24 protein-coding genes are annotated in these 26,791 nt (G+C 70.6%); 5 read left to right on the top strand and 19 right to left on the bottom strand.

Translation table 11 applies throughout. The annotated features are described in order from the left end of the window. Window positions 1–21 precede the first annotated feature (21 nt). The 3 genes from NP777_RS19660 to NP777_RS19670 all read left to right on the top strand — a co-directional run bounded on the left by NP777_RS19660 (window position 22) and on the right by NP777_RS19670 (window position 4,469). Window positions 22–1,872: a glycoside hydrolase family 76 protein gene (locus NP777_RS19660; RefSeq protein WP_256651473.1), complete on the top strand. Its 1,851-nt coding sequence runs from the start codon at window positions 22–24 to the stop codon at window positions 1,870–1,872. A gap of 74 nt (window positions 1,873–1,946) precedes the next feature. After that, window positions 1,947–3,413, top strand: coding sequence for a family 43 glycosylhydrolase (locus NP777_RS19665; RefSeq protein WP_256651474.1), 1,467 nt, complete (start codon window positions 1,947–1,949; stop codon window positions 3,411–3,413). Window positions 3,414–3,527: 114 nt separating this feature from the next. Next, on the top strand, window positions 3,528–4,469 hold the full coding sequence (locus NP777_RS19670) for a LysR family transcriptional regulator (RefSeq protein WP_256651475.1): 942 nt from the start codon (window positions 3,528–3,530) through the stop codon (window positions 4,467–4,469). A gap of 81 nt (window positions 4,470–4,550) precedes the next feature. Here NP777_RS19670 and melA read toward each other — a convergent pair whose 3' ends face one another. The 10 genes from melA to NP777_RS19720 all read right to left on the bottom strand — a co-directional run bounded on the left by melA (window position 4,551) and on the right by NP777_RS19720 (window position 15,991). Next, window positions 4,551–5,861 carry an alpha-glucosidase/alpha-galactosidase gene (gene melA / locus NP777_RS19675; RefSeq protein WP_256651476.1) on the bottom strand — a complete coding sequence of 437 codons (1,311 nt, stop codon included), beginning with the start codon at window positions 5,859–5,861 and terminating at the stop codon, window positions 4,551–4,553. Further along, the gene (locus NP777_RS19680) at window positions 5,858–6,814 is read right to left on the bottom strand and encodes a carbohydrate kinase family protein (protein WP_256651477.1); all 957 of its coding nucleotides are present in this window, start codon (window positions 6,812–6,814) and stop codon (window positions 5,858–5,860) included. Before NP777_RS19680 ends, melA begins: the two co-directional genes overlap by 4 nt. 41 nt (window positions 6,815–6,855) lie before the next feature. Next, a complete protein-coding gene (locus NP777_RS19685; protein ID WP_256651478.1) occupies window positions 6,856–7,701 on the bottom strand; it encodes a carbohydrate ABC transporter permease in 846 nt (281 codons plus the stop codon). Beyond that, window positions 7,698–8,648: a carbohydrate ABC transporter permease gene (locus NP777_RS19690; RefSeq protein ID WP_256651479.1), complete on the bottom strand. Its 951-nt coding sequence runs from the start codon at window positions 8,646–8,648 to the stop codon at window positions 7,698–7,700. The genes NP777_RS19685 and NP777_RS19690 overlap by 4 nt, the downstream gene beginning before the upstream one ends. 10 nt (window positions 8,649–8,658) lie before the next feature. Then, window positions 8,659–10,002 carry an ABC transporter substrate-binding protein gene (locus tag NP777_RS19695; RefSeq protein WP_256651480.1) on the bottom strand — a complete coding sequence of 448 codons (1,344 nt, stop codon included), beginning with the start codon at window positions 10,000–10,002 and terminating at the stop codon, window positions 8,659–8,661. 305 nt (window positions 10,003–10,307) lie between these two features. Beyond that, on the bottom strand, window positions 10,308–10,922 hold the full coding sequence (locus NP777_RS19700) for a DUF742 domain-containing protein (RefSeq protein ID WP_256651481.1): 615 nt from the start codon (window positions 10,920–10,922) through the stop codon (window positions 10,308–10,310). Window positions 10,923–10,938: 16 nt separating this feature from the next. Continuing rightward, complete coding sequence (locus tag NP777_RS19705) at window positions 10,939–11,388, bottom strand: roadblock/LC7 domain-containing protein (RefSeq protein WP_256651482.1); 450 nt, start codon at window positions 11,386–11,388, stop codon at window positions 10,939–10,941. 30 nt (window positions 11,389–11,418) lie between these two features. Further along, window positions 11,419–14,310, bottom strand: a complete 2,892-nt coding sequence (locus NP777_RS19710) for a sensor histidine kinase (RefSeq protein WP_256651483.1) — start codon at window positions 14,308–14,310, stop codon at window positions 11,419–11,421. Between the two features lie 144 nt (window positions 14,311–14,454). Next, entirely contained in the window at window positions 14,455–14,598 is a 144-nt protein-coding gene (locus NP777_RS19715) for an MFS transporter small subunit (RefSeq protein ID WP_256651525.1), read from the bottom strand. A gap of 4 nt (window positions 14,599–14,602) precedes the next feature. Beyond that, entirely contained in the window at window positions 14,603–15,991 is a 1,389-nt protein-coding gene (locus tag NP777_RS19720) for an L-lactate MFS transporter (RefSeq protein ID WP_256651484.1), read from the bottom strand. Between the two features lie 539 nt (window positions 15,992–16,530). Between NP777_RS19720 and NP777_RS19725 the strand changes: the two genes are divergently transcribed. Both NP777_RS19725 and NP777_RS19730 read left to right on the top strand, forming a co-directional pair. Continuing rightward, the gene (locus NP777_RS19725) at window positions 16,531–16,926 is read left to right on the top strand and encodes a DUF485 domain-containing protein (RefSeq protein WP_256651485.1); all 396 of its coding nucleotides are present in this window, start codon (window positions 16,531–16,533) and stop codon (window positions 16,924–16,926) included. Beyond that, a complete protein-coding gene (locus NP777_RS19730; protein WP_256651486.1) occupies window positions 16,923–18,518 on the top strand; it encodes a solute symporter family protein in 1,596 nt (531 codons plus the stop codon). The genes NP777_RS19725 and NP777_RS19730 overlap by 4 nt, the downstream gene beginning before the upstream one ends. A gap of 30 nt (window positions 18,519–18,548) precedes the next feature. Here the strand turns inward: NP777_RS19730 and NP777_RS19735 are convergent, their stop codons facing one another. The 9 genes from NP777_RS19735 to pgsB all read right to left on the bottom strand — a co-directional run bounded on the left by NP777_RS19735 (window position 18,549) and on the right by pgsB (window position 26,786). Beyond that, a complete protein-coding gene (locus tag NP777_RS19735) occupies window positions 18,549–19,124 on the bottom strand; it encodes a hypothetical protein (RefSeq protein ID WP_391858543.1) in 576 nt (191 codons plus the stop codon). Continuing rightward, window positions 19,108–19,599, bottom strand: coding sequence for an RNA polymerase sigma factor (locus NP777_RS19740; RefSeq protein WP_256651487.1), 492 nt, complete (start codon window positions 19,597–19,599; stop codon window positions 19,108–19,110). The genes NP777_RS19735 and NP777_RS19740 overlap by 17 nt, the downstream gene beginning before the upstream one ends. Window positions 19,600–19,704: 105 nt before the next feature. Continuing rightward, a complete protein-coding gene (locus NP777_RS19745; protein ID WP_256651488.1) occupies window positions 19,705–20,313 on the bottom strand; it encodes a class F sortase in 609 nt (202 codons plus the stop codon). Next, window positions 20,310–20,687 carry a Tat pathway signal sequence domain protein gene (locus NP777_RS19750; protein WP_256651489.1) on the bottom strand — a complete coding sequence of 126 codons (378 nt, stop codon included), beginning with the start codon at window positions 20,685–20,687 and terminating at the stop codon, window positions 20,310–20,312. Before NP777_RS19750 ends, NP777_RS19745 begins: the two co-directional genes overlap by 4 nt. Before the next feature lie 199 nt (window positions 20,688–20,886). Next, the gene (gene katG, locus NP777_RS19755) at window positions 20,887–23,100 is read right to left on the bottom strand and encodes a catalase/peroxidase HPI (RefSeq protein WP_256651490.1); all 2,214 of its coding nucleotides are present in this window, start codon (window positions 23,098–23,100) and stop codon (window positions 20,887–20,889) included. 34 nt (window positions 23,101–23,134) lie between these two features. Further along, window positions 23,135–23,572, bottom strand: coding sequence for a Fur family transcriptional regulator (locus tag NP777_RS19760; RefSeq protein WP_256651491.1), 438 nt, complete (start codon window positions 23,570–23,572; stop codon window positions 23,135–23,137). Between the two features lie 110 nt (window positions 23,573–23,682). Further along, the gene (locus NP777_RS19765; protein ID WP_256651492.1) at window positions 23,683–24,744 is read right to left on the bottom strand and encodes an NlpC/P60 family protein; all 1,062 of its coding nucleotides are present in this window, start codon (window positions 24,742–24,744) and stop codon (window positions 23,683–23,685) included. Window positions 24,745–24,765: 21 nt separating this feature from the next. Next, window positions 24,766–25,248 (bottom strand): poly-gamma-glutamate biosynthesis protein PgsC/CapC, encoded by a 483-nt coding sequence (locus NP777_RS19770; protein WP_044568305.1) that lies wholly within the window; start codon window positions 25,246–25,248, stop codon window positions 24,766–24,768. Next, window positions 25,245–26,786: a poly-gamma-glutamate synthase PgsB gene (pgsB, locus tag NP777_RS19775; RefSeq protein ID WP_256651493.1), complete on the bottom strand. Its 1,542-nt coding sequence runs from the start codon at window positions 26,784–26,786 to the stop codon at window positions 25,245–25,247. The genes NP777_RS19770 and pgsB overlap by 4 nt, the downstream gene beginning before the upstream one ends. Window positions 26,787–26,791 lie beyond the last annotated feature (5 nt).

Below are 26,791 nucleotides of genomic sequence, written 5' to 3' on the forward strand. Positions count from 1 at the left end.
CCACGGAAAGGCGGGTACGTCATGTCAGCGCGGCTCCACCGTGTCCTCCACGGACTCCTGACCCTGGCCATCGCCCTGGCCGGCCTGGTCGCCCTCCCCACGCCGTCCCGTGCCGCGACCCCGGTCTGCGCACTGGCGTGCGACACCCTCGACCCCTCGAAGGCACAGCGCGAGACCTTCCCCGTACCGCAGGTGAACCTGGGCGGCCGGATCCTGAAGTTGCACGTCTCCGACCCCGACTCCATGGCCTGGGCCAGCATCGACAACGGTGTGCCGGGCGACGCGGTCTGGCTCGACCGGTCCTGGGACCGGGGCGCCACCTGGGAGGGCCTGCTCGGCAAGGCGAGCATCCCCGGCACCTGGACCGGCACCCGCACCCTGATGTACAACCTCACCGACCCGGTGGGCCACCGGCGCGGCTGGCTCCGCGCCTGCGGTGACGCCGCCGGTGTCACCTGCACCGACTGGGTCTACCCGAAGGTGTGCGACGGCACGTTCTGCGACGGCGCCGACCCCGCCGGCGCGGCCGGCGACGACCGCCCGGTGCCCTCCACCACCCTCTTCGGGCGCACCATCAGCCTCCATGTCGACCAGAAGAACGGGATGGCGTGGGGCGTCATCGAAAGCGGTGGCGCGGGCGACGAGATCTGGCTGGACCGCTCCTGGGACACCGGCGCCGGCTGGCCCGAGGGCTCCTCCCTCGGCCGTACGGGCGTGGCGTCGGGCAAGACCTCGACGCGGACGGCCATGTTCGCCACCCGGGACCCGCGCGGGCTGATGTTCGGCGGCGCGGTCCGGGCGTGTGGCCGTGAGGCGAGCCACCAGGAGGGCAGTTGCACGGCCTGGGTCAGGCCCGCGCCGAGCCGGGCACGCGCGGCCGCGGACGCGCTGATGGCCTCGTACCACACGTACGAGGGCTGGTGGCGCAGCAGTTGGTGGAACTCGGCCGTCGCCGTCACCTCGCTCATCGACTTCGCCGAGCGCACCGGGCGGCACGACTACGACTGGGTCATCGCCCGCACCTTCGAGCAGAACCGCGGCACCTTCGCCCCCGGCGAGCGCAGCTCCGACGCGGTGGAGGGCCACTTCATCAGCCGCGCCATCGACGACGCGGCCTGGTGGGGCGTGGCCTGGCTGGCGGCGTACGACCACACCCATGAGCGGCGCTACCTGGACGAGGCGGTCACCATCGCCGCCTACGTCCACCAGTACTGGGACACCGGCAGCTGCGGCGGCGGTGTGTGGTGGAACCGGGAGCGCACCTACAAGAACGCCGTGACCAACGGGCTGTACCTGTGGCTGGCCACATCACTGCACCGGCGGATCTCCGGCGACACCGTGTGGGGCGACCGGGCGACCACGGCCGCGACCTGGTACCTCAACAGCGGGATGATCAACAGCGCGGGGCTGGTCAACGACGGGCTGACCGGCGACTGCCGCAACAACTCCCAGACCGTGTGGAGTTACAACCAGGGCCTCGCCATCGGCGCCTTCACCCAACTCTGGCGGTCCACCGGCAATGCCCGGTACCTGGACACCGCCCGCCGCCTGGCGGACGCCGCGACCACCTCGGCGGCGCTGACCCGCGACGGCGTGCTGACCGAGTCCTGCGACACCGGCGGCAACGCCTGCGACGACAACCAGAAGCAGTTCAAGGGCATCTTCATGCGCCACTTCGCCGACCTCGCGGACGCCACCGGATCCGCCACCTACCGGGCGTACATCAAGAAGCAGGCCGACTCGATCTGGGTCACCGACCGCGACCCGCTCAACCGGCTCGGCCAGCGCTGGGCGGGCACCGCCCCCAACCAGGTGGACTGGCGCACCCAGGCCAGTGCCCTTGGCGCGCTGACGGCCGCGGACGGCCTGTGACGCCTCCCCACCAACCGGCCGACCGCCACCTCGACCCCCACGAGCCGTACTCGCATCGACGCAAGGAAGCGCCCATGAGTCCTCGCACCGCCCGCCGCCACGCGGCACTGCTCACCGCCCTGCTCGCCATCCTGTGGGGCCTGATCGCCGCACCGCCCGCGGCCACGGCGGCCCCGCACACCGCCGCCGCGGCCCCGCACACCGCCGCCGCGGGTACCTTCCGCAACCCCCTCAACACCGGCCCCGACCCGTTCGTGACCACCTGGAACGGGAACTACTACCTGACCACCACGCAGGGCGACAGCATCCGGATGTGGCGCTCCACCTCCCTGGGCACCCTGCTCGACGCCGACCCCATCACCGTGTGGACGGACACCGACGGCTCCCGCAACCAGCACATCTGGGCGCCGGAGTTCTACCGCTTCGGCAACCGCTGGTACCTCTACTACACCGCCGACGACGGGGTCGACGACCACCACCGGCTCTATGTGCTGGAGTCGGACCGCGACGACCCGGCCGGCCCGTACCACTTCAAGTCCCGGCTGACGCCGCCCAACCACACCGCCGACTTCGCCATCGACCCCGGCATCCTCGAGCACAACGGGCGCCTGTACCTCGCGTACTCCGGTATCAACCAGTACCAGCACAACGGCCTCAACATCGCCCCGATGTCCAACCCGTACACCGTCTCGGGCAACGCGGTCGCCATCAACGCGGCGGGCGGCTGCCCGGAGGTGCGCGAGGGCCCTGAGTTCCTCTACCGCAACGGCCGCACCTGGATGACGTACTCCACCTGCGACACGGGCAAGCCGGACTACCAGGTCTGGATGATGTCCCTGCCGTCCACCGCCGACCCGCTCGTGCCCGGCAACTGGACCCAGCACCCCGGCGCGGTGTTCTCCCGCGCCGATGACCACGGCGTCTACGGTCCGGGCCACCACGCGTTCTTCCGCTCGCCGGACGGCAAGGAGGACTGGATCGTCTACCACGCCAAGACCACGTCGGTGAACACCTACAGCAACCGCACCACCCGCGCCCAGAAGATCACCTGGAACGCCGACGGCAGCCCGAACCTGGGCCGCCCGCTCGCCATGGGCGCCACCCAGGACCTGCCGTCCGGCGACCCTGGGGCGGGCACGTACTGGATCAATGACGACGGCCGGTCCAGCGGCGACGGAAGCGTGTCGTACACCGGCACCTGGAACTCGGGGACCGGCTGCGCCACCCAGTGCTTCTGGGGCGACGACCACTGGAGCGACCGGGCGGGCAACACCGCCACCTTCTCCTTCACCGGCACCCGGATCGCCCTGCTCTCGGTCCGCGACACCGGCAACGGCATCGCCGCCCTCAGCATCGACGGCGGCCCCGAGCAACGCTTCGACTTCTACGGCGCGATCCGCACCGGGGAGACCCTGCAGTACCTCAGTCCCCGGCTCCCCTCCGGCCGGCACACCCTGCGCATCCGGGTGACCGGCGAGCACAACGCCCAGTCGGGCGCCTCGTTCGTGAGCGTGGACCGCGCCGAGGTGTACACCCGCTGACACCCGGCCACGTCCGCGGCCCCCGCCCGGTGGCGGGGGCCGCACCCGCCGCGGGGGTCAGGCGAGACATGACGCCCGGCGCGATTCCGCCGGGCCTGCCCTACCGTGGCGCGGGTGGATCTCAACTTGCTCGTGGCGCTGGACGCGCTGCTGGAGGAGAACAGCGTGACCGCCGCGGCCGACCGGCTGAACCTCTCGCCACCGGCGATGAGCCGGACGCTGGCCCGGATCCGTCGCGCCACCGGCGACGACATCCTGGTCCGCGCCGGCCGCACCATGGTCCCGACCCCGCGCGCCCTCGAACTGCGCGAGGAGACCCGCGACCTGGTCCGGCGGGCCACCGCCGTGCTCACTCCCGTACGCCGGCTCGACCTCGCCCGGCTGAACCGGCACTTCACCGTGCGGGGGCATGACGCGCTGCTGGCGGCACTCGCCGCCCCGCTGATCGCCAGGGTCGGCGCCACCGCCCCGAACATCCATCTGAGCCTGCTGGCCGAGTCCGCAGCCGACCGGCCCGACCTCGCCCGGGGCCAGGTCGATCTGGAGATCGGCGCGGACGAGCCGGACCGTCCGGAGATCTCCTCCGAGGTGGTCGGCGCCGACCGGTTGGTCCTGGCCCTGCGGCGGGGGCACCCCCTCGCCAGGGGCCGGGTCGGCCTCGACAAGCTCATCCGCATGACCTTCGTGACGGTCTCGCGCCGGGGCCGACTGCACAACGCCATCGACGACGCCCTCGCCGAACACGGCCTGCGGCGGCGGGTGATCGCGTCCCTGCCGACGAGCGCCGCGGCGCTGGACGTGGTGTCCCGTTCGGACGCCGTGGCCGTCGTCGCCGAGCGGGTCTGCCGACCCGCCTCGGCGCGGCTCGGCCTCGTCACCCGGCGGCTCCCGCTGGAACTGCCACCGACCCAGGTGGTCCTCACCTGGCATCACCGGCACGACAGCGACCCCGCGCACGCGTGGCTGCGCGGCCAGGTGCGGGACGTGCTCCGCGAGGCGACCGACGGCACCGCGAAGGGCCGACCCGCGACCGGGCGGCTACGCGGATCCGTGTAGCCGCCCGGTCGCGTAGCCGCGTCCAGGCGCTTCGGCTCACATACGCATCGTGAGCCGCTTGGCACACTATTCTTCGTATTGTCAGATGGCGAGGGTCGCGCGCAGCGCCGGTTGCAGCCGCTCGCCGTGTGCGCGCACCATCTCGTCGCACAGCTCCCAGATCTGCTCGACCCGCAGGGCGGCGGCCGTCGCCGGGTCGGTCATGGCCGCGTGCCGGATATGGCGTGGCTCGTCCTCCAGGGCGGCGCGCACCACGAGGTCGTTCATGCTGAGGTAGGTGCGGTTGAGCGCGGCGAGCTGCGGGGGCAGCGCACCGGCACGGGTCGGCTGGACACCGGACCGGTCGACCAGACACGGCACTTCGACCACGCCGTGGGCCGGAAGGTTCTCGATGAGGCCGTGGTTGGGCACATTGCCGTAGACGGTCCTGGGGGTGCCGGTCACCATCGAGTGGATGATCTGCGGGGCGTACTCCATGGTCCCCTCGACGTCGATGGGGGCGCCGGCCGCGAGGGCGTCGCGGGTCCGTTCGTACGCGTCGACGTTCTCGTCCACGATGCCGAGGTACGCGCCGACGGGCAGCCGCAGCCGCTCGATCTCGCTGTCGTGGTGCAGATACCAGGGCACGTATTCGGAGGAGTGCTCGCTGGTCTCGGTCGGGTAGTAGCCGAGCCGCCGGTACATGTCGACGCGGACCCGCCGCCGCAGCTGCCCGTTCTCCGCGATCAGCGCGTCCAGCCGGGGGTAGAGGTCGGTGCCGTCGTGCTCCAGACGGAGCACCCACGCCTGGTGGTTGACCCCGGCGGCGCGGTAGGTGACCTCGTCGAAGGGGACCTCCAGCAGGTCGCACAGGTCGTGGATGGTCCAGTGCACCGAGTGGCACAGGCCGACGACCCGGGTCAGCCCGGTGGCCGCCACGAGGTACTGCACGTTCATGGCCATCGGGTTGGTGTAGTTGAGCAGCCAGGCCCCGGGGCATACGGCGGCGATGTCCTCGCCCAGCGCCTTGAGGAACGGGAAGGTGCGCAGGGCGCGGAAGATGCCGCCGACGCCGAGGGTGTCGCCGATGGTCTGCCGCACACCGTGCCGGGCGGGGATCTCGAAGTCGATCCGGGTGGCCTCGCCCATGCCGATCTGGACGAGGTTGATGACGAAGTCGGCGCCGTCGAGCGCCTCGCGCCGGTCGGCGTGTGCGGTGATGTGCGCGGCGGCGCCCCGCAGCTCGGCGATGTACCGCGCGGCGGACTCGGCGGTGGCCAGGCGTTCCGGGTCGATGTCGTGCAGGGCGATCCGCGCGGACTTCAGCTCCGGGAAGGCGAAGAGATCCGCCAGCAGGCCCTGGGTGAAGACGACGCTTCCCGCGCCGATCAGCACGATCTTGGGGTTGATCATGACGGGATGTCTCCGTTGGCGGTGAGGTGGGTGAGGGCTTCGTCCCAGGTGGGCTGGGCGGTGGTGCCGCCCGCGGCGCGGGTGGACAGCGCGCCGCAGGCGACGGCGAGGTCGAGCGCCTCGGCGATCGGCCGGCCCGTCAGCCGTCCGGCGAGGAAGCCGGCGTTGAAGCTGTCGCCCGCGCCGACGGCGTCCTGGGGTGTGATACGGATACCGGCGGTGCTGAGCAGGGTCCGGCCGTCGTGGCAGAGGGCGCCGTCCGCCCCGTTCTTGACGGCCACCAGCGGGACCTGCCGGGCGAGGAGTTCGGCGGCCGCCGCGACGGACGTGCCGTCGGTGCCCGCCAGCCGGTGGGCCTCGGCCGCGTTGGGCAGCAGGAGGTCGGTCCTGGCGAGTACGGGCGCAAGCGCGGCGCGGTCCCAGCGGCCCGAGGGGTCGTCGTTGGTGTCCAGCGAGGTGGTGGCGCCCGCCACGCGGGCGGTGTCGAAGAGGTCCGGCAGATCGGCGGCGAGCCCCGGCATGAGGAAGTACGACGCGGCGTGGAGGTGCCGGGTCGAGGTCAGCAGGCGTGCGGGAATGTCGCGGCCCGAGGTGGTGGCGAGGGTGCCCGGCGCGGTGAGGATGGCCCGGTCGTCCCCGCGGGTCACGATGACCGTGAGCGGTGTCGGCAGGCCGCCGTCCAGGTGCAGACCGCTGACGTCGACGCCGTGCGCCACGAGCCGGTCGCGCATGTAGTGTCCGGCGCCGTCGTCCCCGACGCGTCCGGCGAAGGCCACGCGCAGCCCCAGCCGGGCGGCGCCGCACGCGGTGATCGCGGCGGAGCCGCCGAGGGTGAGCGCGCCGCTGTCGACGAGCTGTTCGCGCCGGCTGAAGGCGAACGGGGCATCGAGCGGTCCGACGATGACGTCCGGGTTGGCGTCCCCGATGACGAGCAGGTCGAAGGTGGGTGGCATACGGGTTCCTGAAGGGTGAGGGAGGGGCTGGGCGGTGCCGGTCAGCCCTTGAGGCCGGTGGAGGTGATCGACCGGACGAAGGTCTTCTGGGCGGCGAGGAAGGCGAGCAGCACCGGCAGGACGGTGATGACGTTCCCCGCCATCACGGCCGACCACTGGGTGTGGTGCTGCCCCCGGAAGGTGGTCAGGCCCAGCTGGAGGGTGTAGTTGGCGTCGTGGTTCAGCGCGATGAGCGGCCACGAGAGGTCGTTCCAGGTGGTGAGGAAGGTCAGCACGGCGACCGTGCTGAGCGCCGGGCGGGACAGCGGGACGACGATCTGGAACAGCACCCGCAGCCGCGAACACCCGTCGATCCAGGCGGCCTCCTCCAGCTCCCTGGGCAGGGAGAGGAAGAACTGCCGCAGCAGGAACACCGCGAACGGCGTCACCAGCGAGGGCACGATCAGCGCCCCGAGGGTGTCGACGAGCCCCAGCTTCCGCATCACCAGGAACGTCGGGATCATCGTCAGCTGGAACGGGATGGCCATGGTGGCCAGCATCAGCACCAGCAGCACCCGGGACCCGCCGAATCGCATCCGGGCGAAGGCGTATCCGCCCAGCGTCCCCAGCAGCAGATTGGACACGACCGCGACGGCCGAGACGATCAGCGAGTTGGCGAACCAGCGCGGGAACATCGCGTTGCCGAGCACGAAGCGGTAGCCGTCCAGGTGGATCCCGGAGGGCCAGAGCGCGGGCGGGAAGCGGTTGATCTCCGCGTCGCTCATCACGGAGCTGAGCCCCAGCCAGATCAGCGGTACGGCGAAGAGCAGCGCCAGCGGCGCGAGCAGCAGATGCCACGGGCTGAACGGCAGCCGCGGCCGCCGCCGTGGGGAGGACGGATCCGTCATGACGTGGCTCCCTCGATACGGCGGGCGCCGCGGCGCCGGACCAGCCGCAACGCGGCGGCGGCCACCAGCAGGGCGACGCCCAGGACATAGGCCGCCGCGGCCCCGTAACCGGCGGTGAAGTTCCGGAACGCCTGCTCCCAGACGAAGTAGACGATCACGGTGGTGGATCCGAGCGGGCCGCCCTTCGTCGTCACATACACCAGGTCGAAGACCTGTAGGGCGCTGATCGTCTGCCAGAGCAGCAGGAACACGCTGACCGGCCCGATGGTGGGCAGGGTGACATGGCGCAGCACATGACGGCGTTCCGCGCCGTCCAGGGTGGCGGCCTCGGTGAGTTCGCGGGGCACGTCCTGGAGGGCCGCGAGATAGATCACGACGCAGAAGCCGGTGCCGCTCCACAGCGAGATGCCCACCAGGACCAGCAGCGCCTGCGCCGGATCGGACAGGAAGCCCTGTGGCGAGACTCCGAGGTGGTGCAGCAGCGAGTTGGCCGCGCCGAACTCCGGGTCGAGGATGAAGGAGAACAGCACGCCCTGGGCGGCGGCCGAGACCACGAACGGCACGAAGAGCAGGGTGCGGTACAGACCGGTGAACCGGATCCGGCGGTTGAGGATCAGCGCGAGCGCCAGCCCCAGACCGATGCTCAGCGGTACGTACAGCGCCGTGTACTCCAGGGTGTTGCGCACGGCCTGGGCGAACTGCGGATCGTCGGCCAGTTGGCGGTAGTTGTCCAGGCCCACCCAGGCGCTCGGGGTGAGCAGGTCGCTGTACTGGAACGACAGCAGCAGGGACCACAGGACGGGGACGACGCTCAGGCCCAGGATGACCAGGACGGAGGGGAGGACGAACACCCAGGCGGTCGCGGCCTCCCGGCGGCCTCGGCGGCGTCCGGAACGGGCCGGTGTGCGGGGCGCCGGGCGAGTGATGGGGGTGGGCAGACGGGACATGGGCAGCTCCTCAACGCACCTTCGCGATGGCCGCGTTGGCCTCGTCGGCGCACCGTCGCAGGGCCTTCGCCGGTGTGCTCTTGCCAAGCAGGACGGCGGTGATGGCCTCGCCGAACGGCATGGAGATCTTGGGGTAGGCCCGGTCGACCGGCCGTACCCGGGCGGTCTCCAGGACCTCGGTGAACACCGGCAGACCGGGCACCCCGGCCGCGTACGCCCGCCACTGCGGACGGCGCTCGGCCGGCCGGCTCTGCGGCAGGCTGCCCGCCTGGGTGTCCCAGCGGTACGCCTGCTCGGGCTCCATGAGCCAGCCGACGAACGTGCGGGCCGCCTCCAGCCGCGCGGCGCCGTTGTCGAACACGCTCCAGGTGTCGGGGCCGGAGATGGTCACCGACCGGCCGCTGAAGCCGGGCAGGGGCACGACGTGGTAGTCGATCTTCGCCTGGCGGATGTCGGGCAGTTGCCAGGGGCCGGTGGCGACCATGCCCAGCCGGCCGGCGGCGAACGCCTGGTACATCTGCTCGCCACCGGGTTTGGGATCGACGTAGACACTTCTGTCCTTGGCGAGTGCCGCGAGCACCTCGAGGGACCGGACCCCGGGTTCGCCCGCGAACCCGATCTCCCGCTTGCCCTCGGCGATGACCTCGCCGCCCAGATCCCAGATCATGGGCCACATCCGCCACACCGTGTCCTCGTCGCCCGCGGCGGGCCAGCCGGTGCCGAACGTGCCCCTGCCGCGGTCGGTCAGCTTCCTGGCCGTCTCGATGAAGTCCTGCCAGGTCCAGCCGGGGCCGGGCAGCTCAAGACCCGCCCGGCGGAAGAGGGCCTTGTTGCACACCACGGCGAGCGAGTCCAGCACCGCGGGCACCGCGCGGACCACACCGTCGACCGTGACGCCCTCCCGGGCGGCGGGCCAGTACTGCTTCCACGGCACCTGCCCGGATTCCACGACCGACGTCAGATCCGCCAGTTGGGGGCTTCTGGCGACGCTGGCCAGGTCGGAGCCGAAGATGTAGGCGACATCGGGCGGCGATCCGGCGACGAGACCGGCCATCACCTTCTGCAGCATGTCGTCCGCCAGCACGCCGCCGCTCAGGTCGATCCGTATCTTCGGGTGGCTGCGGTGGAAGTCGGCCACGAGCCGCTTGACCGCCCGCAGGGCGGTGCTGGTCTGCCCGTGCCACACCTCGATGTGCACGGTTCCGTGGGAATCCACCCCGAGGCCCGTCCCGCATCCCGCCACGGCGGTGCCCATGGCGCCGGTGAGCGCCATCGCCCCGCCGCCGCGCAGCACCCCACGCCGGGACGGACCGCCGCGCACAGGGGGAGGGATACGCGAACGGTTCAGGCTCATCGCTGAGAGCTCCATGATCCGAGGGCACGGCCCCGCCTCGGCCACGGACAGCGACCTGGCGACTCGGGCCGGACTCACGGCGGGGCCGCATACCGGCTGGGCGTACCTCTGCCGCCGAGGATTGGACATCGGCGTGCCAGGGAGTAAACCGATCAGATCGAGTCACGTCAAGAGCGTGAAACTGCTCAGTGTTGGCTTTGAACGCGCACAAGCAATCAGAGAGTGGACACTTCTCGATGGGCATTGCGCACAGAAATGGACATACCGCCGCGCGGGGACCTGTCGGTTCCCGCGCGGCGAAGGTGCTAGATCCGCCGAAGCCCCACCAGCACGCGCTCCATCAGGGCGACATCCGGTACGTCGCCCTCCGCGGAAGCCGTCCGGTGGACGGTGATCAGGCCGTGCTCGGCCATGTCGCCGAGCAGCACCTTGGCCACCCCCAGCGGCACCGAGAGCATGGCCGCCACCTCGGCCACCGACCTCGGTTCCTGGCACAGCATGATCACCGGGCGGTGGTCCGCCTGCAGGGTGTCCATCGAACGGTGGCCCAGCTCGGTGGTGGTCACCAGGGTCTCGACCTCGAAGTGATGGTCGGACCTGGTCCGGCCGCCCGTCCACGAGTAGGCGCGCACCAGCGAGGCCGGGCCCTGGCTCCCGTCGTGCTCCGCGTCCCAGACGCCCGACCGGTCCGGTTCCGACGACCCCCGTGGGGAGGATCCCCCGGGCTCATCGGGTTGGGCGTCCCCGCCCCGGCGGCGGGACCTGGCGCCCTCCGACGCCCCGTCGGACCGGGATGGCTTCCGCCCGCGTCGCCCTTTGCCGAAGCTGAAGGCGTTGAGCACATCGGCGAAGGTCTGTTCGTCCTCCGCCCCCTGTTCTCTCCCAGGTCCCTGCCCGGAAGGGCCTTCACCGGTGCTCATCATCTCCCCGTCCGGCCTATTGGGCTGCTGTCCGCTTGACGCCCCGCAGGTTCAGTTCCTGCAGCTCGGCGCGGAGTTCCGGGGTCAGCATCTCGCCGACCTGATCGACCAGTACCGTCATCTCGTAAGCCACCTGACCGATCTCGCAGTCCGGCGCCGCCAGCACCACGAGGCACGAGCCGTCCTTGATCGACATCAGGAGCATGTTCCCGAGTTCCATCTGGATCACGGACGACCGCACATCACCGGTGTCCATGCACTGGGCGGCGCCCTGGATCAGGCTGATGGCCCCGGCGGCAATGGTGGCGACCTGCTCGGCCCGATCGGCCGCCAGCCCGTCCGACGCGGTGAGCAACAGCCCGTCGGCCGAGACCACCACGGCGTGCGCCACATTGGGCACACGCTCGGTGAAGTTGGTGACCAGCCATCCGAACTGGCTCACCTCCCGCAGCTGGGGTGAGGTCATTGGTTCTTCCTGTCCATCTTCGCTGAGACCTTATGTCTCGTCGCGTCCGTCGGGCTGAGCCCGCCGGATGCCCGACTGGTAATTGCTGAGGAACGAATGGGTACGGCCGGCGTTCCGCCGCGCGGTGGCCTCGTCGGCGGCGGCGCGCGGCGCGGGCCGCTCCCCGGTGTCGCGCGGCTTGTCCCGGTCCGCCGCCTGGCCCTGGCGCGGCACCCGCCGGGGCAGCCCGGCCTGGGTGACACCGCCCGCCTCCGCGGCACCGGACCGCTCGTGGACGATCCGGCCGGGCTCGCCCGCGGGGTCCGGCCGGCTCTCGTCGGGAGGTCCGGGCGGAGCGGGGTCGGGCCGCCTGGAGGCGGCGGACGCCGAGAGGTCCGCCGGCTTCCGGCCGTCGGGCGGCCCCTCGCCACGGGAGCCCGCCGGTGCCGTCTCGGACGTCGCGAACCAGGGCGAGGGGGCGTCATCCGGGGCGGTCGGGCGCGAACGCTGTGGTGGCACCGCGGGCTGCCCCGGCGGCCGTGCGGTACGGCGGTCCGCGGGCGGTCCGCCGTCGCCGGGCATGGCGCCGTTCTTCCCCGGTGCGCCGTCGCCGGCCGGTGGACCCTCGCCGACCGGCGTGGGACGGCCCGGCTTGGCGGGGTGATCGGGGCCGGCCGGGTGGCCGGGCTTGGCGGGGCCCCGGCGCGGCAGTCCGCCGGTCTGCTGGGGGTCCGTGAACGCCCGTGAGGAGCCGGGGCGGGTCGGCAGGGAGCGGCCCGTGTGCTCGGACCCGGCCGGGGCATCACCGGCGTGCAGCGAGCGGGGGGCGTCGGGCACGCGGCGCGGCAGCGGCGCCGCCGGGGCGGCACCGAGCTCACGGTGCGGCCGCGCCGGCTCGGCGGAGGTCCTGGCGGAGGCGGCGGAGGTCTTACGGACGGGCAGCGAGCTCTCCCGGCCCGCGATGGCGGGCCTGTCACCGAGCATCAGCCTGGCCGGTATCAGCACACCCGCGCGCAGTCCGCCACCGGTGTCCCGCTCCGAGATCAGCTCCACGGTGACGCCGTGGCGACGGGCCAGCCGACCGACGACGGTCAGACCCATCTGCCGGGACGTAGGTACCTCCACGGATGCGTCCCCCGCTACGCGCCGATGAGCCTTGGCCAATTCGGCACCGCTCATCCCAAATCCCTCGTCGCGGACCTCGATCAGTGCGGAACCGTCCAGCCGTAGTGTATTGCTGACGGTCACCCGGGTCTCCGGCGGGGAGAACGCGGTGGCGTTGTCCAGCAGCTCAGCGATCATTCGCGCCAGGTCACCGGCAGCGTACCCGATCACCTCGGCGGTGGGAACGGGCTCGACCACCACCCGCCGGTAGTGCTCGATCTCGGAGACCGCGGCACGCAGCACACTGTCCAGCCGCACCCGTTGCTCGGAGGGGCGGACCGGGGTGCTGCCGCACAGGACCATCAGGTTCTCGTTGTTGCGGCGCATCCGGGTCGCCAGGTGGTCCAGCTTGAAGAGGCTGGCCAGCTGGTCCGGGTCCTCTTCGTGCGACTCGAGCTGCTCCATCAGGCGCAGCAGCCGGTCCACCAGGGTCTGGCTGCGCCGGGAGAGGTTGACCAGGGTGTCGCGCAGATCGCCGCGGAGCGCGGCCTGTTCGGCGGCCAGCCGCACGGCCTGACCGTGCACCGCGTCGAACGCCCTCGCCAGCTGTCCGAACTCCTCGGTGGTGTGGACCGGCACGGCGCTGATCGAGGTGCTGGACGCCTCGCCCTCACGGATGCTGGACACCGCCTCCGGGAGCCGGCGCTCGGCCACGTCGAGCGCGGTGGAGCGGAGCACGGTCAGCGACCGCAGCAGATGCCGGGCGATGGCGATGCCGATGGCGATGGCGAGCAGGAGCACGGCGAAGAGCAGCACGGACTCCGCACCGGCCCGGTCGCTGGTCTCGTCCTGGAGCTTGGCGGAGGTCGCGCGGAGCCGCTCGGCAAACCGCTTCTCCACCGTGTTGATGAGGCTTCCGTGCGCCTCCGAACTGCGGTTCCAGTCGCGGTCGGAGAACGGCGGGGCGTCGGCGGCGTTCTGCCCGGCGTTCAGCGAGCCCGCCTGGGACAGCACGGCGTCCAGCAGCTTGGTGCGCCGTTCGACCTCCGGGCCGGTGACCGTGCGGTCGTAGGCGCGCTGGTCCTTCGCGGTGGCCACGGCGCGGAAGTCGCTCAGCTTGTCCCGCATGCGGATGTCGGACTCCTGGAGCGCCCTGATGAGCTTGGGGTCCTCCAGCGTGCCGGGCTCGGGCGCCACCATGACGATCACATGCTGCAGGTGGACCTGCTCCTGGGCCATCTCCAGGGCGTACAGCGCGCCGGCCGGTCCGGACAGCTGAGCGTCACCGAATCCGCTGCCCAGCGCCTGGTCCAGGTCGAGCAGACTGTTGATGATCTTGCTGTACTCGGTCACCGCGGTCCATGAGCCCAGGTCCTTGGAGGTCACCCTCTCGCGCAGATCGGGCAGCCCGTCCAGGAGCTTGGACGCGTCCCGGTAGCGGCTGGCCGAAACGCCGTTCAGACCGTGGGTCCGCTTCGTGGTGCGGGCGACGGCGGCCTGAGCCCGGTCCACGCGCTGGGCCTGCCGCCGGAGCATGGCCGGATCGGCGGACCCACCGCCGCCCAGCCGCTCGGCCGAGAGGGTGCGCTCCATCTGCAGATCGCCGATCAACGGCCGCAGACCACCGCGCAGCTTGACCAGCCGCTGGACGTCCGCGTACGTGTTGGCGCGCTCGACGTCACGCTGGATCTGCACGACGCCCAAGGCCACGGCGAGCAGAGCGGGCACCACCAGAACGGCACCCAGCTTCACCGGCAGCCGCCAGTTCCGCCACTCCACGACGCCGGCCCACCAGGACGGCGAGCGGTCACGCGCGGCCGCATGCCTGCCCGGGGTCATGAGGCGCGCTCCGCGCTCGGACCGGCTTGCCCACAGGGATGTATCACGATGCCGTTTCTCCTGGGATTTCCCCGGATGGGGAAAGTCGAACGCCCGGCAGCGCGCCGGCCCATCGCTTCGGTCGATGCGCCGGCGCGCCTGCCGCTACTCGAACAACTTGCTGCTTTTCTCCGCCAGTTGATACAGGCCGTACAGAAACGGCACCGTCACCCACAGCCATGCCACGACCATCACCACGGGGGAGCCCGTCTTGGCCGCGTTCGGCGAAGGGCCGTCTGCGTCAGTCACCGGTTTACCGCCTCTCTGCCGGAATGGGATCGGGGGTTTCCTCCGGAGGTGCCGACTCCTCCCGGGCCGCCGGCTCCGGCTCATGGAACTTCGGATTCACCGGACGTACCAGCTCGTTCGCGATGAAGCCGATGACGAGCAATCCCATCATGAGCGAGAACGAGAAGGTGTAGAGGGCCGGGCCGGAGCGCCCGTCCTCATGTGCGGAATCCGCGATGGAATCCACGATGAGCGGTCCGGCGACTCCGGCGACCGACCACGCGGTCAGCAGCCGGCCGTGGATGGCGCCGACCTGGTAGGTGCCGAACAGGTCCTTGAGGTAGGCCGGAACGGTGGCGAATCCACCGCCGTAGAACGACAGGATCACCATCGTGGAGGCGACGAACAGCGCGGTGCTGCTGTCCTTCTCGAGCATGATGGTGAGGTAGAGCAGGGCTCCGGCGCCCAGGTACAGCCGGTAGATGTTCTTCCGGCCGACCACGTCGGAGACCGAGGACCACACGAAGCGACCGGCCATGTTGGCCAGGGACAGCAGCGCGACGAACCCGGTGGCGGCGCTCGCGCTCACCGGACTCGCCGTGTCGTGGAAGAAGTCCTGGATCATCGGGGCGGCCTTCTCCAGGATCCCGATACCAGCAGTAACGTTCATGCACAGCACGATCCAGAGCAGCCAGAACTGCGGCGTCCGCACCGCGTTCCTGGCCGATACGTTCGCGGTGGTGACGAGCCGCTTGCCCGCGTCGACGCTGGGTGTCCAGCCGGCCGGCCGCCAGCCCTCGGGCGGCACTCGTACGAGCACCACGCCCAGCGACATGAACACGGCGTAGGCCAAGCCGTGCACCAGGAATGTCTTGGCGATGCCACTGGTGTCACCGCCGAACGCCTTGAGCATCTCCGTCGACCAGGGAGAGGCGATCAGCGCGCCACCGCCGAAACCCATGATCGCCGTACCGGTGGCCATGCCCGGCCGGTCCGGGAACCACTTCATCAGGGTGGACACCGGCGCGATGTATCCGATGCCGAGGCCGACTCCGCCGATGCCGCCGTAGCCGAGAACGACCAGCCAATAATTTCGCGTGGCGACGCCGAGCGCGGCGACCAGGAAGCCGGTCGAGAAGGCCACGAGCGACACGAACATGGCCCAGCGCGGGCCTTTTCGCTCCACCAGCGTTCCCCCGAACGCGGCAGACAGCCCGAGCACCAGAATGCCGATCTGGAACGGGAGGGCACTAGCCGTCCCCGAGATGTCTAGGGAATCTTCCAGGGGTATCTTAAAGACACTCCAGGCGTACGCCTGGCCGATGGCGAAGTGGATCGCGAGCGCCGCCGGAGGAATCAGCCAACGATTCCAGCCCGCGCCTGCGACGATGCGAGAGCGGTCGAGGAAACCCACAGATCAACCTACCTCCGGCTTCTTGGGAACACCCCCGCAGACTGCATTCCTTGGCCTATCCAAACACCTCGGGGGAGGGAGTGGCGAGCCGGGAGCTGCCGTCATATGCCAACGGCAGACGCGCTGCCCAGGCGGCATACTCACCGCACCCATGCTCGCGCACGATGGGACGTTCTACCCGAGGTGAGGTTCTACCAGTGGCGACACTTGGGACACAACGCCGGGCCCCGAAATGTCCCCAAGGCGCAACCCTGAGCACCCACCGGCAACCTGACACCAAGTCAAAATGGACAACCCGGGAAGGTGAGACAAAGTACTGGTTCAGCGACCTCTCCCGCCATATTCGGGATGGCGCCGAACCCGGCCGCACGCCCTGACATGTGTCCACCTGCGCCGGTGCGGAGCAGGGCGCCACGTTGACTGCGTACGGCGCCTTACTACACTTGCCGCGTCAAGGGCCCGCCGGTTGCCCTCCCCTGACGCCCGAGCGCGGGCGCCCCCGAACCGACGTTTTCGTCAGAAAAACCCCGGAGAAAACCATGAATAAATCGGTGCGACCGCCCGCTTCGCTGCCATCCGAGCGGGCCACCGGAACGGGGTTCGCCGATCGCGGTGACGATATCGGGGAGCCCGACTTCGAGGCGATCCAGCAGAGCCCGGAGTTCAAACTTCTGCGCAAGCGACTGCTCTGGTTCATCTTCCCGATGAGCGCGTTCTTCTTGTGCTGGTACATGACCTTCGTTCTCTTCTCGGCCTACGACCACGACTTCATGAGCCGCAAGCTGTTCGGCGCGGTCAACACCGGCACCGTTTTCGGTCTGCTGCAGTTCGTGACGACCATGGCGATCGTCCTGATATACCGGCGCTTCGCGCATAAGAAACTTGATCCCCAGGTGGACACGATCCACGAGCTGGCGGGAGTCGGCAAGGAATGACAGTGCAGATCGCAGCCCGCACGACCGGCAGCCCGATAATCAACCTGAGCGTCTTCTTCGCTTTCGTCGTCATCACGCTGTTCGTCGTCTACAAGGCCACCAACAGAAACTCCACCACCTCCGACTACTACGCCGCGGGCAGCGCCTTCAGCGGCGTCCAGAACGGCATCGCCCTCTCCGGCGACTTCCTCTCCGCGGCCTCCTTCCTCGGCATCTCGGGGGCGATCGCCGTCCACGGCTACGACGGCTTCCTCTACTCCGTGGGATGGCTGGTGGCCTGGCTGGTCGCCCTGCTGCTGGTCGGTGAACGGCTGCGCAACACCGGGCGGTTCACGGTCGGCGATGTGATGGCCTTCCGCATGAAGCAGCGCCCGGTGCGCGCGGCGGCGGCCAACGCCACTCTGGTGATCACCTTCTTCTACATGCTCGCCCAGATGGCCGGCGCGGGTGGCCTGATCGCCCTGCTGCTCAATGTGCACAGCAAGGGCGGGCAGGCCCTCATCATCACCGGCGTCGGCCTCGTGATGGTCTTCTACGTCCTGGTGGGCGGCATGAAGGGCACCACCTGGGTGCAGATCATCAAGGCGGGGCTGCTGCTGATCTGCGTGACCTTCATGAGCGTGTTCCTGCTCGGCAAGTTCGGGTTCAGCTTCTCGGCCATCCTCGACCAGGCGTCGCAGAACAGCCCGCTGGGCGGCGAACTGCTCAACCCGGGCGGCTGGTACGGCAACAACGCGATGGACCAGCTCGACTTCGTCTCACTCTCGCTGTCACTGGTCCTCGGCATCTCCAGCCTGCCGCACGTGCTGATGCGCTTCTACACCGTGCCGGACGCCAAGGAGGCCCGGCGCTCGGTGGTGTGGTGCTCCTGGTCGATGTTCATCTTCTATCTGTCGATCCTGCTCGTCGGGTACGGCGCCACCGCGCTGGTCGGTTCGGACAAGATCGTGAACGCGCCCGGCGGCGAGAACTCCGCGGCTCCCCTGCTCGCCTTCGAGATCGGCGGTGCGATGCTCCTGGGCATCGTGGCCGCGGTGGCCTTCGCGACGATCCTGGCGGTGGTGGCCGGACTGACCCTGGCCGCCTCGGCCTCGTTCGCCCATGACGTGTACGCCAATGTCATCCGGCGCGGAAAGGCCGATCCGCGGTCCGAGATCCGGGTCGCCCGTCTGACCGCGCTCGTGATCGGCTTCCTGGCCATCCTCGGCGGCATCGTGACCAACGGCCAGAACGTCGCGTTCCTGGTGTCGCTGGCCCTGGCGCTCGCCGCGTCCGCCAATCTGCCGACGATCCTCTACACACTGTTCTGGAAGCGTTTCAACACGACCGGGACGCTGTGGAGCATCTACGGCGGGCTGGGGTCCGGCCTGGTGCTCATCATCTTCTCCCCCGCCATCTCGGGCAGTTCCACGTCGATCATCAAGGGCGTGGACTTCCACTGGTTCCCGCTCACCAACCCCGGCCTGGTCTCCATTCCGCTCTCCTTCCTCTGCGGCTTCCTCGGCACGGTCCTCAGCAAGGAGCCCGCCGACCCCAAGAAGCAGGCGGAGATGGAGGTGCGGTCGCTGACCGGCATCGGTTCGAAGGCGTAGTACGACAGGACCGCAGGCGGCCGGGGCCGCCTACGGTCGTCGCGTGGTTCCGGGGGTGATTCCGGTGTCCCTCCGGACCTCCGACGGAACGATCCGCTCCGGGGAGCTCGGCGCCGCCGACCGTCCGCGAGTGGGCACCTTCGCGCCGTCCCGGGGGCCGGACGTCTCGCTCCCGGGCCCGCGGCTGGAGCGCTGACCGGCGGACTCGGACGGCCCCGAGGGGCGGGGCGACACCGAGGGGCCGCCGGAAGCCGACGGCAGCGGGGGCGTCGTACGGCCGGGCGCGGGCGGCGGGGCGAGCGGGACCGTCGGGCGCGCGGGTGGCTCGGGCGCCGTCGCGCGGAGCGGCAGCGCGATGAGGGCGGCCACGGCGCAGGACACACCGACCCCGGCCGCGGCGCGGAGCAGCCTGCGGCGGGCCGCGGCGCGGCGGATCGCCTCGTACCGGCCGGGGGGCGGGCCGAGGTGGTCGGAGGGGGGCCGCAGGATCACCGCGAGGGGGTCGTCGGGCTCCCGCTCGGGGCCGAAGTACTCCGGGCCGATGTGCTCGGGGCCGAAGTACTCCGGGCCGTCGTACTCCGGGCCGTCCTCAAAGCGTGGGGTCAAGGCTTCTCCTCAGATGGACGCGGAGCAGTTCCCGGGCCGCGTGGAGGTCGGCCTTGACGGTTCCTTCCTTGCGCCCGGTCAGTACGGACACCTCCCGGATCGGCATGTCAGCGTAGTAGTGCAGCAGGATCGGGACGCGCAGCCGTTCCGGCAGCGACTGCACGAGCAGGCGCACCGACGGGTCGGACTCTTCGGTGTGGGGGCGGACGGCGGCTTCCGTGGTGGCACGGCGCATGGCCCTGCGCTCGCGCTCCACCTTGCGCCAGTGGTCCCGGACGAGATTGGCCGCGGTGACGTAGAGGAAGCCGCGGGGCTCCTCCACGGACGTCCAGCGGGCCCAGAGCCGGGTGAACGCCTCGGAGGCGATCTCATGGGCCGTCTCGTCGTCGTCGACGAGACGGCGGCACCAGCCGGCCAGGCGCGGGTAGAGGGCGGCGAACAGCTCGGACGCCGCCCTGTCACGGGACCGTTTCAACGCACTCCATGGTCGTGACGGCACTCGGCCGTGAGGGCACTTCAGCGAGGAGGAGCCCGAGCCGCCGGTGTGGGTTCCACCGGCGGCCCGGGATCCGGGGGTGGATCAGGGGCCCGCGGACGTCAGCGTGGCGAAGACGATCACGTTGTCGAGGTAGCCGTCGCCGGAGCGGGGGCCGCCACAGGTGATCAGCCGCAGCTCCGGGCGGTCCACGTTCCCGTAGACCTCGTCCGCCGGGAAGTCCGCCTTGGCGACGGTCCGTACGGCGCTGACGGCGAACCGGGCCGCCGTGCCGTTCTCCAGGCGCGCCTCGACCCGGTCGCCCCGGCGCAGCCGCGCCAGGTGACGGAAGACCCCGTCGCCGTGGGCGCCGACCGTGACATGGCCGAGGATGACGGACGGGCCGAGCTGCCCCGGGGTCGGCGAGTGCCGGTACCAGCCCGCGCGGTCGTGGGCCGTGACCGGCGGGACCGCCACGCTCCCGTCCGGCGCCAGCCCCAGCCGGATGACCGGGGTGTCGACGCCGATGGCCGGGATCCGCAGCCCGACCGGGACCGAACGTCCGAGGGGACGCGCCGCCTTCACGGGGGTCGGCGGTGGCCTCCTCCCGGAGTGCGGTGCGGCCGTGGTCTGCCGGGCCGGGTGGCCGCCGCAGCCCGCGAGCAGCGAGGCCATCGCCGCGGTGGCGAAGGCGCGCCTGGAGAACGACGTCATGCCCCGGTCGCCCGCCGGCGGCGGACGACGAGGACCGTCGCGCCGCCCGCGGCGAGCACCGCGGCGGCGCCCCCGCCGATCAGCGCGCCCTCGTTCCCGGACGACCCGGCGGACTCGGCCGTCACTCCGGTGTTCGGCGCGCCCTTCGGCACGACGGCGACCTGGCCGCGGTCCCGCTTCTGGGCCGGCTCATCCCTCGGGGCCGGGGCGGCGGAGCTGGGCGTGCGGGTCGGCGCCTCGCTCGGGGCCGGGCTGGCGGAGGCCGCGGGGGTGCGGCGGGGGGCGGGGGTCGCGTCGTCGGCGAACGCGGGCACGGTGGTCGCCAGTACGGCGGTGCACGCGAGTGTCATCGCGCTGAGGACAGTGCGGCGCATGGAGTCGCTCTCTTTCGTCGGTCCGCCCGGCAGTTCGGCGGGCTGGATTACGGATCGAGCGGAGAGACGAGGCAGCGGCGCGGCGCGTTGTAAAGAGATGGCAAAGCGTGTCCGCCGGCCCTGCCGGGACCGGCGGTGGGGCCGAAAAGCGTCCAGGCCGGTCCGTGCGGACCGGCCTGGACGTGGTGCTCGGAGCGGATCAGACGAGGTCGAACCGGTCCAGGTTCATGACCTTGACCCACGCCGCGACGAAGTCGTGCACGAACTTCTCCTTGGCGTCGTCGCTCGCGTAGACCTCCGCGAGGGCGCGCAGCTCGGAGTTGGAGCCGAAGACGAGGTCGGCACGGGTGCCGGTCCACTTGACCGCGCCCGAGGCGTCACGGCCCTCGAACGTGGTCTGGTCCTCGGACGTGGACTTCCAGGTCGTGCCCAGGTCGAGCAGGTTGACGAAGAAGTCGTTGGTCAGCTTGCCCGGGGTCTCGGTGAGGACGCCGTGCTTGGACCCGTTGTGGTTCGCGCCCAGTACGCGCAGACCGCCGACCAGGACGGTCGTCTCGGGGGCGCTCAGGGTGAGCAGGTTCGCCCGGTCCAGCAGCAGGTACTCGGCCGGGAGGCGGTTGCCCTTGCCGACGTAGTTGCGGAACCCGTCGTGCGTCGGCTCCAGCGCGGCGAACGACTCGGCGTCGGTGTGCTCGTCGCCCGCGTCGACACGGCCCGGGGCGAAGGCCACCTCGACCTCGACACCGGCGTCCTTGGCGGCCTTCTCGACGGCGGCGGAGCCACCGAGGACGATCAGGTCGGCCAGGGAGACCTTCTTGGCGCCGGAGTTGAACTCGCCCTGGATGGTCTCCAGGGTGCGCAGGACCTGCGCGAGCTCGTCCGGGTTGTTGACCTCCCAGCCGCGCTGCGGCTCCAGGCGGATCCGGGCGCCGTTGGCGCCACCGCGCTTGTCGCTGCCGCGGAAGGAGGCGGCGGACGCCCACGCGGCGCCGACCAGCTGCGAGACGGTCAGACCGGAGTCGAGGATCTTGGCCTTGAGCGCCGTGACGTCGGCGGCGTCGATGGCCTCACCCTCGGCCTCGGGCAGCGGGTCCTGCCACACCAGGGTCTCCGCCGGGACCTCCGGGCCGAGGTACAGCGACTTCGGGCCCATGTCGCGGTGGGTCAGCTTGTACCAGGCGCGGGCGAAGGCGTCCGCGAACTCCTGCGGGTTCTCGTAGAACCGGCGGGAGATCGGCCCGTAGATCGGGTCCAGCTTCAGCGAGAGGTCCGTGGTGAGCATCGTCGGGCGCTGCTTCTTGTTCGGGTCGAAGGCGTCCGGAACGATCTCCGGGGCGTCCTTGGCCACCCACTGGTTGGCGCCGGCCGGGCTCTTGGTGAGCTCGTACTCGTACTCGAAGAGGTTCTTGAAGAACCCGTTGCTCCACTGGGTGGGGGTGGTGGTCCAGGTGACCTCGAGGCCGCTGGTGATGGCGTCCTTGCCCGCGCCCGTGCCGTGGGTGCTCTTCCAGCCGAGGCCCAGTTGCTCCATCGGGGCGGCCTCCGGGTCCGGGCCGACGGCGTCCGCGGGGCCCGCGCCGTGGGTCTTGCCGAAGGTGTGGCCACCGGCGATGAGGGCGACGGTCTCCTCGTCGTTCATCGCCATCCGGCGGAAGGTCTCCCGGATGTCGCGGGCCGCGGCGATCGGGTCCGGGTTGCCGTTGGGGCCCTCCGGGTTGACGTAGATCAGGCCCATCTGGACCGCGCCGAGCGGGTTCTCCAGCTCGCGGTCGCCGGTGTAGCGCTCGTCGCCGAGCCAAGTGGTCTCCGGGCCCCAGTAGACGTCCTCCTCGGCCTCCCAGACGTCCGCACGGCCACCGCCGAAGCCGAAGGTCGTAAAGCCCATCGTCTCCAGCGCGACGTTGCCGGTGAGGACCATGAGGTCGGCCCAGGAGATGCTCTGGCCGTACTTCTTCTTCACCGGCCACAGCAGGCGGCGGGCCTTGTCGAGGCTCGCGTTGTCCGGCCAGCTGTTGAGCGGGGCGAAGCGCTGCTGACCGGCACCGGCGCCGCCACGGCCGTCGCTGATGCGGTAGGTGCCGGCGCTGTGCCAGGCCATACGGATCATCAGCGGGCCGTAGTTGCCGAAGTCCGCCGGCCACCAGTCCTGCGAGGTGGTCAGCACCTCGGCGATGTCCTGCTTCACCGCCGCGAGGTCGAGGGCCTGGAACGCCTCGGCGTAGTCGAACTCCTCACCCAGCGGGTTCGCCGCCGGGGGGTTCTTGGCGAGGATCTTCAGATTGAGCCGGTCCGGCCACCACTGACGGTTTCCGCCGCCCTGCGTGGGGTGGGGAGCACGCCCGTGCGCGACCGGGCAGCCCCCCGCTTCCTCTGTCTTCGGGTCTACGACGATTGCCTCATGGTTCTCGGACATGGAAATCCTTCCACGCTAGGGCGGATCATGGTGCTCAGGAACTGGTGGCGGTGGAACAGGCGGGGCACTGGCCCCAGTAGATGACCTCGGCCTCGTCGATCGAGAAGCCGTGGTCATCGGACGCGGTCAGGCAGGGTGCCTCACCGGCGGCGCAGTCGACATCGGCGACGGCACCACACGACCGGCATACGACGTGGTGGTGGTTGTCCCCGACGCGTCCTTCGAACCGGACGGGGTTGCCGGCCGGTTCGATACGGCGTACGAGGCCCGCCGCGGTCATCGCGTGCAGGGCCTCGTACACGGCCTGGAGGGAGATGTGGCCGACACGGTCGCGTACCCCGGAGGCGATCGCCTCGACCCCGAGGTGATCACCGTCCCGGACGGTCTCCAGCAGGGCGACCCGAGCCGCCGTCACCCGCAGGCCGGCACCGCGCAGCTCCTCGGCAGTGGTCGGAGTCTGGGATGCGGTCATGGCGCAGAACCTACCCGTATAAACACGAAGGCTACAAGGAAACGAGCCGTTAAGGTCTGACTCCGCCAAAAATTTTGCCCTGATTCAGCCCGATTTTCTCCTCCTGGCGCTCAGAGGCGCTTGGCGCTGCGGAAGAGCCCTGCGTAGAAGCCGTTGCCGTCGATCCGGGAGACACCGCCGTTGTCACCGATGGTGGGGCCGTTCTGCTCCTTGCGGCTGGAGACGAACACGCGGTGGCCGTCGGTGTCCAGCCCCAGGTACAGCGCGACATGGTCCATATGGTCGGCGGTGCGGTGATCCATCTTGAAGAACAGCAGGTCACCGGGTTGGAGAACATCGATGTTGGTGGGCCGGGTGTACCAGGGGCCGGGGCCCTGGATCTTGATGATGTCGACGCCGACCTTGGAGCGGGCCATGCCGTTGGCGGTGCGCGGCAGGCCGTCGCCCACGACGTTGTTCGCCATCAGGGGGTAGCGGGCCCGGTAGCCCATGACCATGCGGATGAAGCCGGAGCAGTCCAGCGCCCGGTAACGCTCCTTGCGCGCGGCCATCGTGGTGCCGTCGCGGAAGGTGTAGGAGATGCCCAGGTAGTCGTAGAAGTCGTTCTGTTCCAGCCGGTCCACGCCGTCCGGTTTGAAGGGCCCGAAGACCGCGTCGCCCGCGTACGGGATGCCCTGGGCGTCCTTCTTGACCGGCGCGCCCGTCACGTACTGGAAGGCGATCGCGAAGAGGTCCTCCTTCTTGCTGCCGTAGTTCTCCTTGAACCAGTCCTTGAACCACTGCTCCTTCTCGGCGCCCTCGGCCCACGGCTCGGGCATCAGCCGCACCCAGTCCTCGCTGATCACCTTGGACTTGGTGTTGGTGGGCTCGCTGAAGGTGCGGGAGGGGCCGCGCAGGGTGGCGGTGCGGGCGCGGTCGGTGAAGGTGGCGAGGATCTGGCCGTTGTCGCCGCGCAGGATGGTGCGGGCGGGGTTCTTCAGCCGCTCCCAGGTCTGCTTGCCCCGCTGCTGGCCGGTGCCGTTCTCCAGGTTCGGCTCGTCGATGACGGCCTGGGTGCCGGGCGTCTTGTCCTGCTCGTCCTTCCTCAGCTCCACGGTCAGATAGCCGCTGGCGCCGAGCAGCGCGAGCACGGTGACGGCGTGCAGTACGGGGCGTTTCTTCTTCAGTGGCATGGGATCGGCTCCGGTGGTGGGTCAGGCGGACGGCATGACGCCGAGGAGGATTCCGGCGGTGAGGACGACATAGGCCATCAGCGTCACCGACCCGGTGGACAGCAGGGTGGCCCCCCGGGGCTGGCGGACCAGCTGGTAGGCGATCAGGCCGGGGACGATGAAGCCGAGGGTCTGGTTCGCGTACATCAGCGGGAACTCGAGCGACAGGATGATCATCACGGTCGCCTGGAGGGTCACGCCGAGCAGGACGACCGCCGCGAAGAGCCGCTTGCCGTAGAGGATCACGTACTTCTGCATCAGCAGCGTGCCCACGTAGGTCAGCACGGTGACACCGACGACCATCGCGGCCCGCTGGAGATCCTCGACGAGGGTCAGCGCCAGCCAGCCCGGGGTGATCATGCCGCCGGGCGAGAGGTTGGTGGTCAGGTAGCAGACCAGCGAGAAGAGCAGCCCGATCGCGATGCCGATGGCGGCGATCTCAGGGGTGAGGACGGAGGGGATCAACGGTGCTGCTCTCCTGGGTTCTGCCACTGCTGGGAGTCGTCGGCGGGCGGGGCGGGCGGGACGCGCGGCTCGAACAGGCCGCGGGACTGCGGGGCGTCGGAGGCCGGTACGACGGCGGGCCACGGATCCCGGGAGCCCTGGTCGGGTCCCGGCTGCGGGTACGGCCGCTCGGGGGTGCGCTGAGCGGGTACGCGCGCCTGGGCCGCCGCGTACCGGGTCTCGTACGCCTCCGGGTAGCCCTGGTAGGGGTCGAGGCGGGGCGCGTACAGCTGGACCGTGTCCACGTGCTCGACATGGCGCTCGCCGCCCGCCGGTGCGGCCGGTGCCGCCGGTGCCGCCGGGGTGTCATCGGCGCTCTCGTCGGGCGGCAGCTCGGCGAGGTGCTCCAGGAGGATCTCGCCCTGGCCGTGGATGTTGCCGATGGCGACCAGGGAGGAGTCGGGGCCGAGGCGGCCGAGCAGCTCGGCCATGAACTCCTCGGGATCCCGGCGGTCGCCGCCGAGGTCGACCGCGCGGTCCCGGTACTGGGCCGGGATGGCGTCGATGGCGGACTTGGCCGGGTGGCCGATGACGAAGACCTGCTCGGGGTCGAGATCGGGGATGATCTCGCCCATCTGGCCATTGCGCTCGACCCGGTCGGGGCGGCAGTTGATGACCACGTTGAGCGGGCGGTGGATGGCGCCGAGGTCGAGTAGCTGGTTGATGTTCATCAGCGTCGACTCGGGGTCGTTGGCCGCGAAGACGTTGGCGAAGCGCAGCTTCTTGCCGTCGTCGGTGGCGTACCGCTCGACGGAGAGGACGCCGGGGTCCGGCGGAGCGTCGTACATGCCCTGGAGGGCGGTCGCGCGGTCCACGCCCACCAGCTCGGCGACGGTGAGCGCGATGGCCACGTTCTCCTTGAAGGTGAACCAGCTGAAGCCGCGCAGCTCCTCGTCGCTGACCGTCGTGGGGTCGGCGTAGATCAACTGGCAGTTCCGGGCGTCCGCCTCCTCCTGGAGGATGTGGAAGCGGTCCTGCTCGGCGGTGACGCAGATGCCGTTCTCCGGCATGGACCGGCACAGCGAGCGCGCCACGTCGTCCAGCGTGGGGCCCATCTCGGCGAGGTGGTCCTCGCGGACGTTGCACAGCACGCCGATGGTGGAGCGGATCAGCTTGGACTGGTTGATCTCCTGGAGCGCCGGCATGACCGCCATGCACTCGATGACGAGCGCGTCCGGGTTGTAGGCGGCGGCGCGGCGCACGATGCCGATCTGCTCCACCACGTTGGCGATGCCGAACTTGCGGTAGACGGGCTCCTCGGTGGCGTCCGGGTGGATGAAGCGGGCCGCCGTACCGGTGGTCTTGGCCACGGTGGTCAGCCCGCCGCCGCGCAGGGCGCCCGCGCACAGCCGGGTGATGGAGGACTTGCCGCGGATGCCGTTGACCAGGACCCGGGTGGGGATCACGTCGAGGTTGGTCTGGTGCCGCCGCTGTTCGACGATGCCGGCGATCAGCAGGACGGCCTCGCACACCACGAGAACGGTGTAGAGGAAGAGCACGGTGG

Origin of the sequence: Streptomyces rugosispiralis, from assembly GCF_024505145.1 — a bacterium.
Classification (GTDB): domain Bacteria; phylum Actinomycetota; class Actinomycetes; order Streptomycetales; family Streptomycetaceae; genus Streptomyces; species Streptomyces rugosispiralis.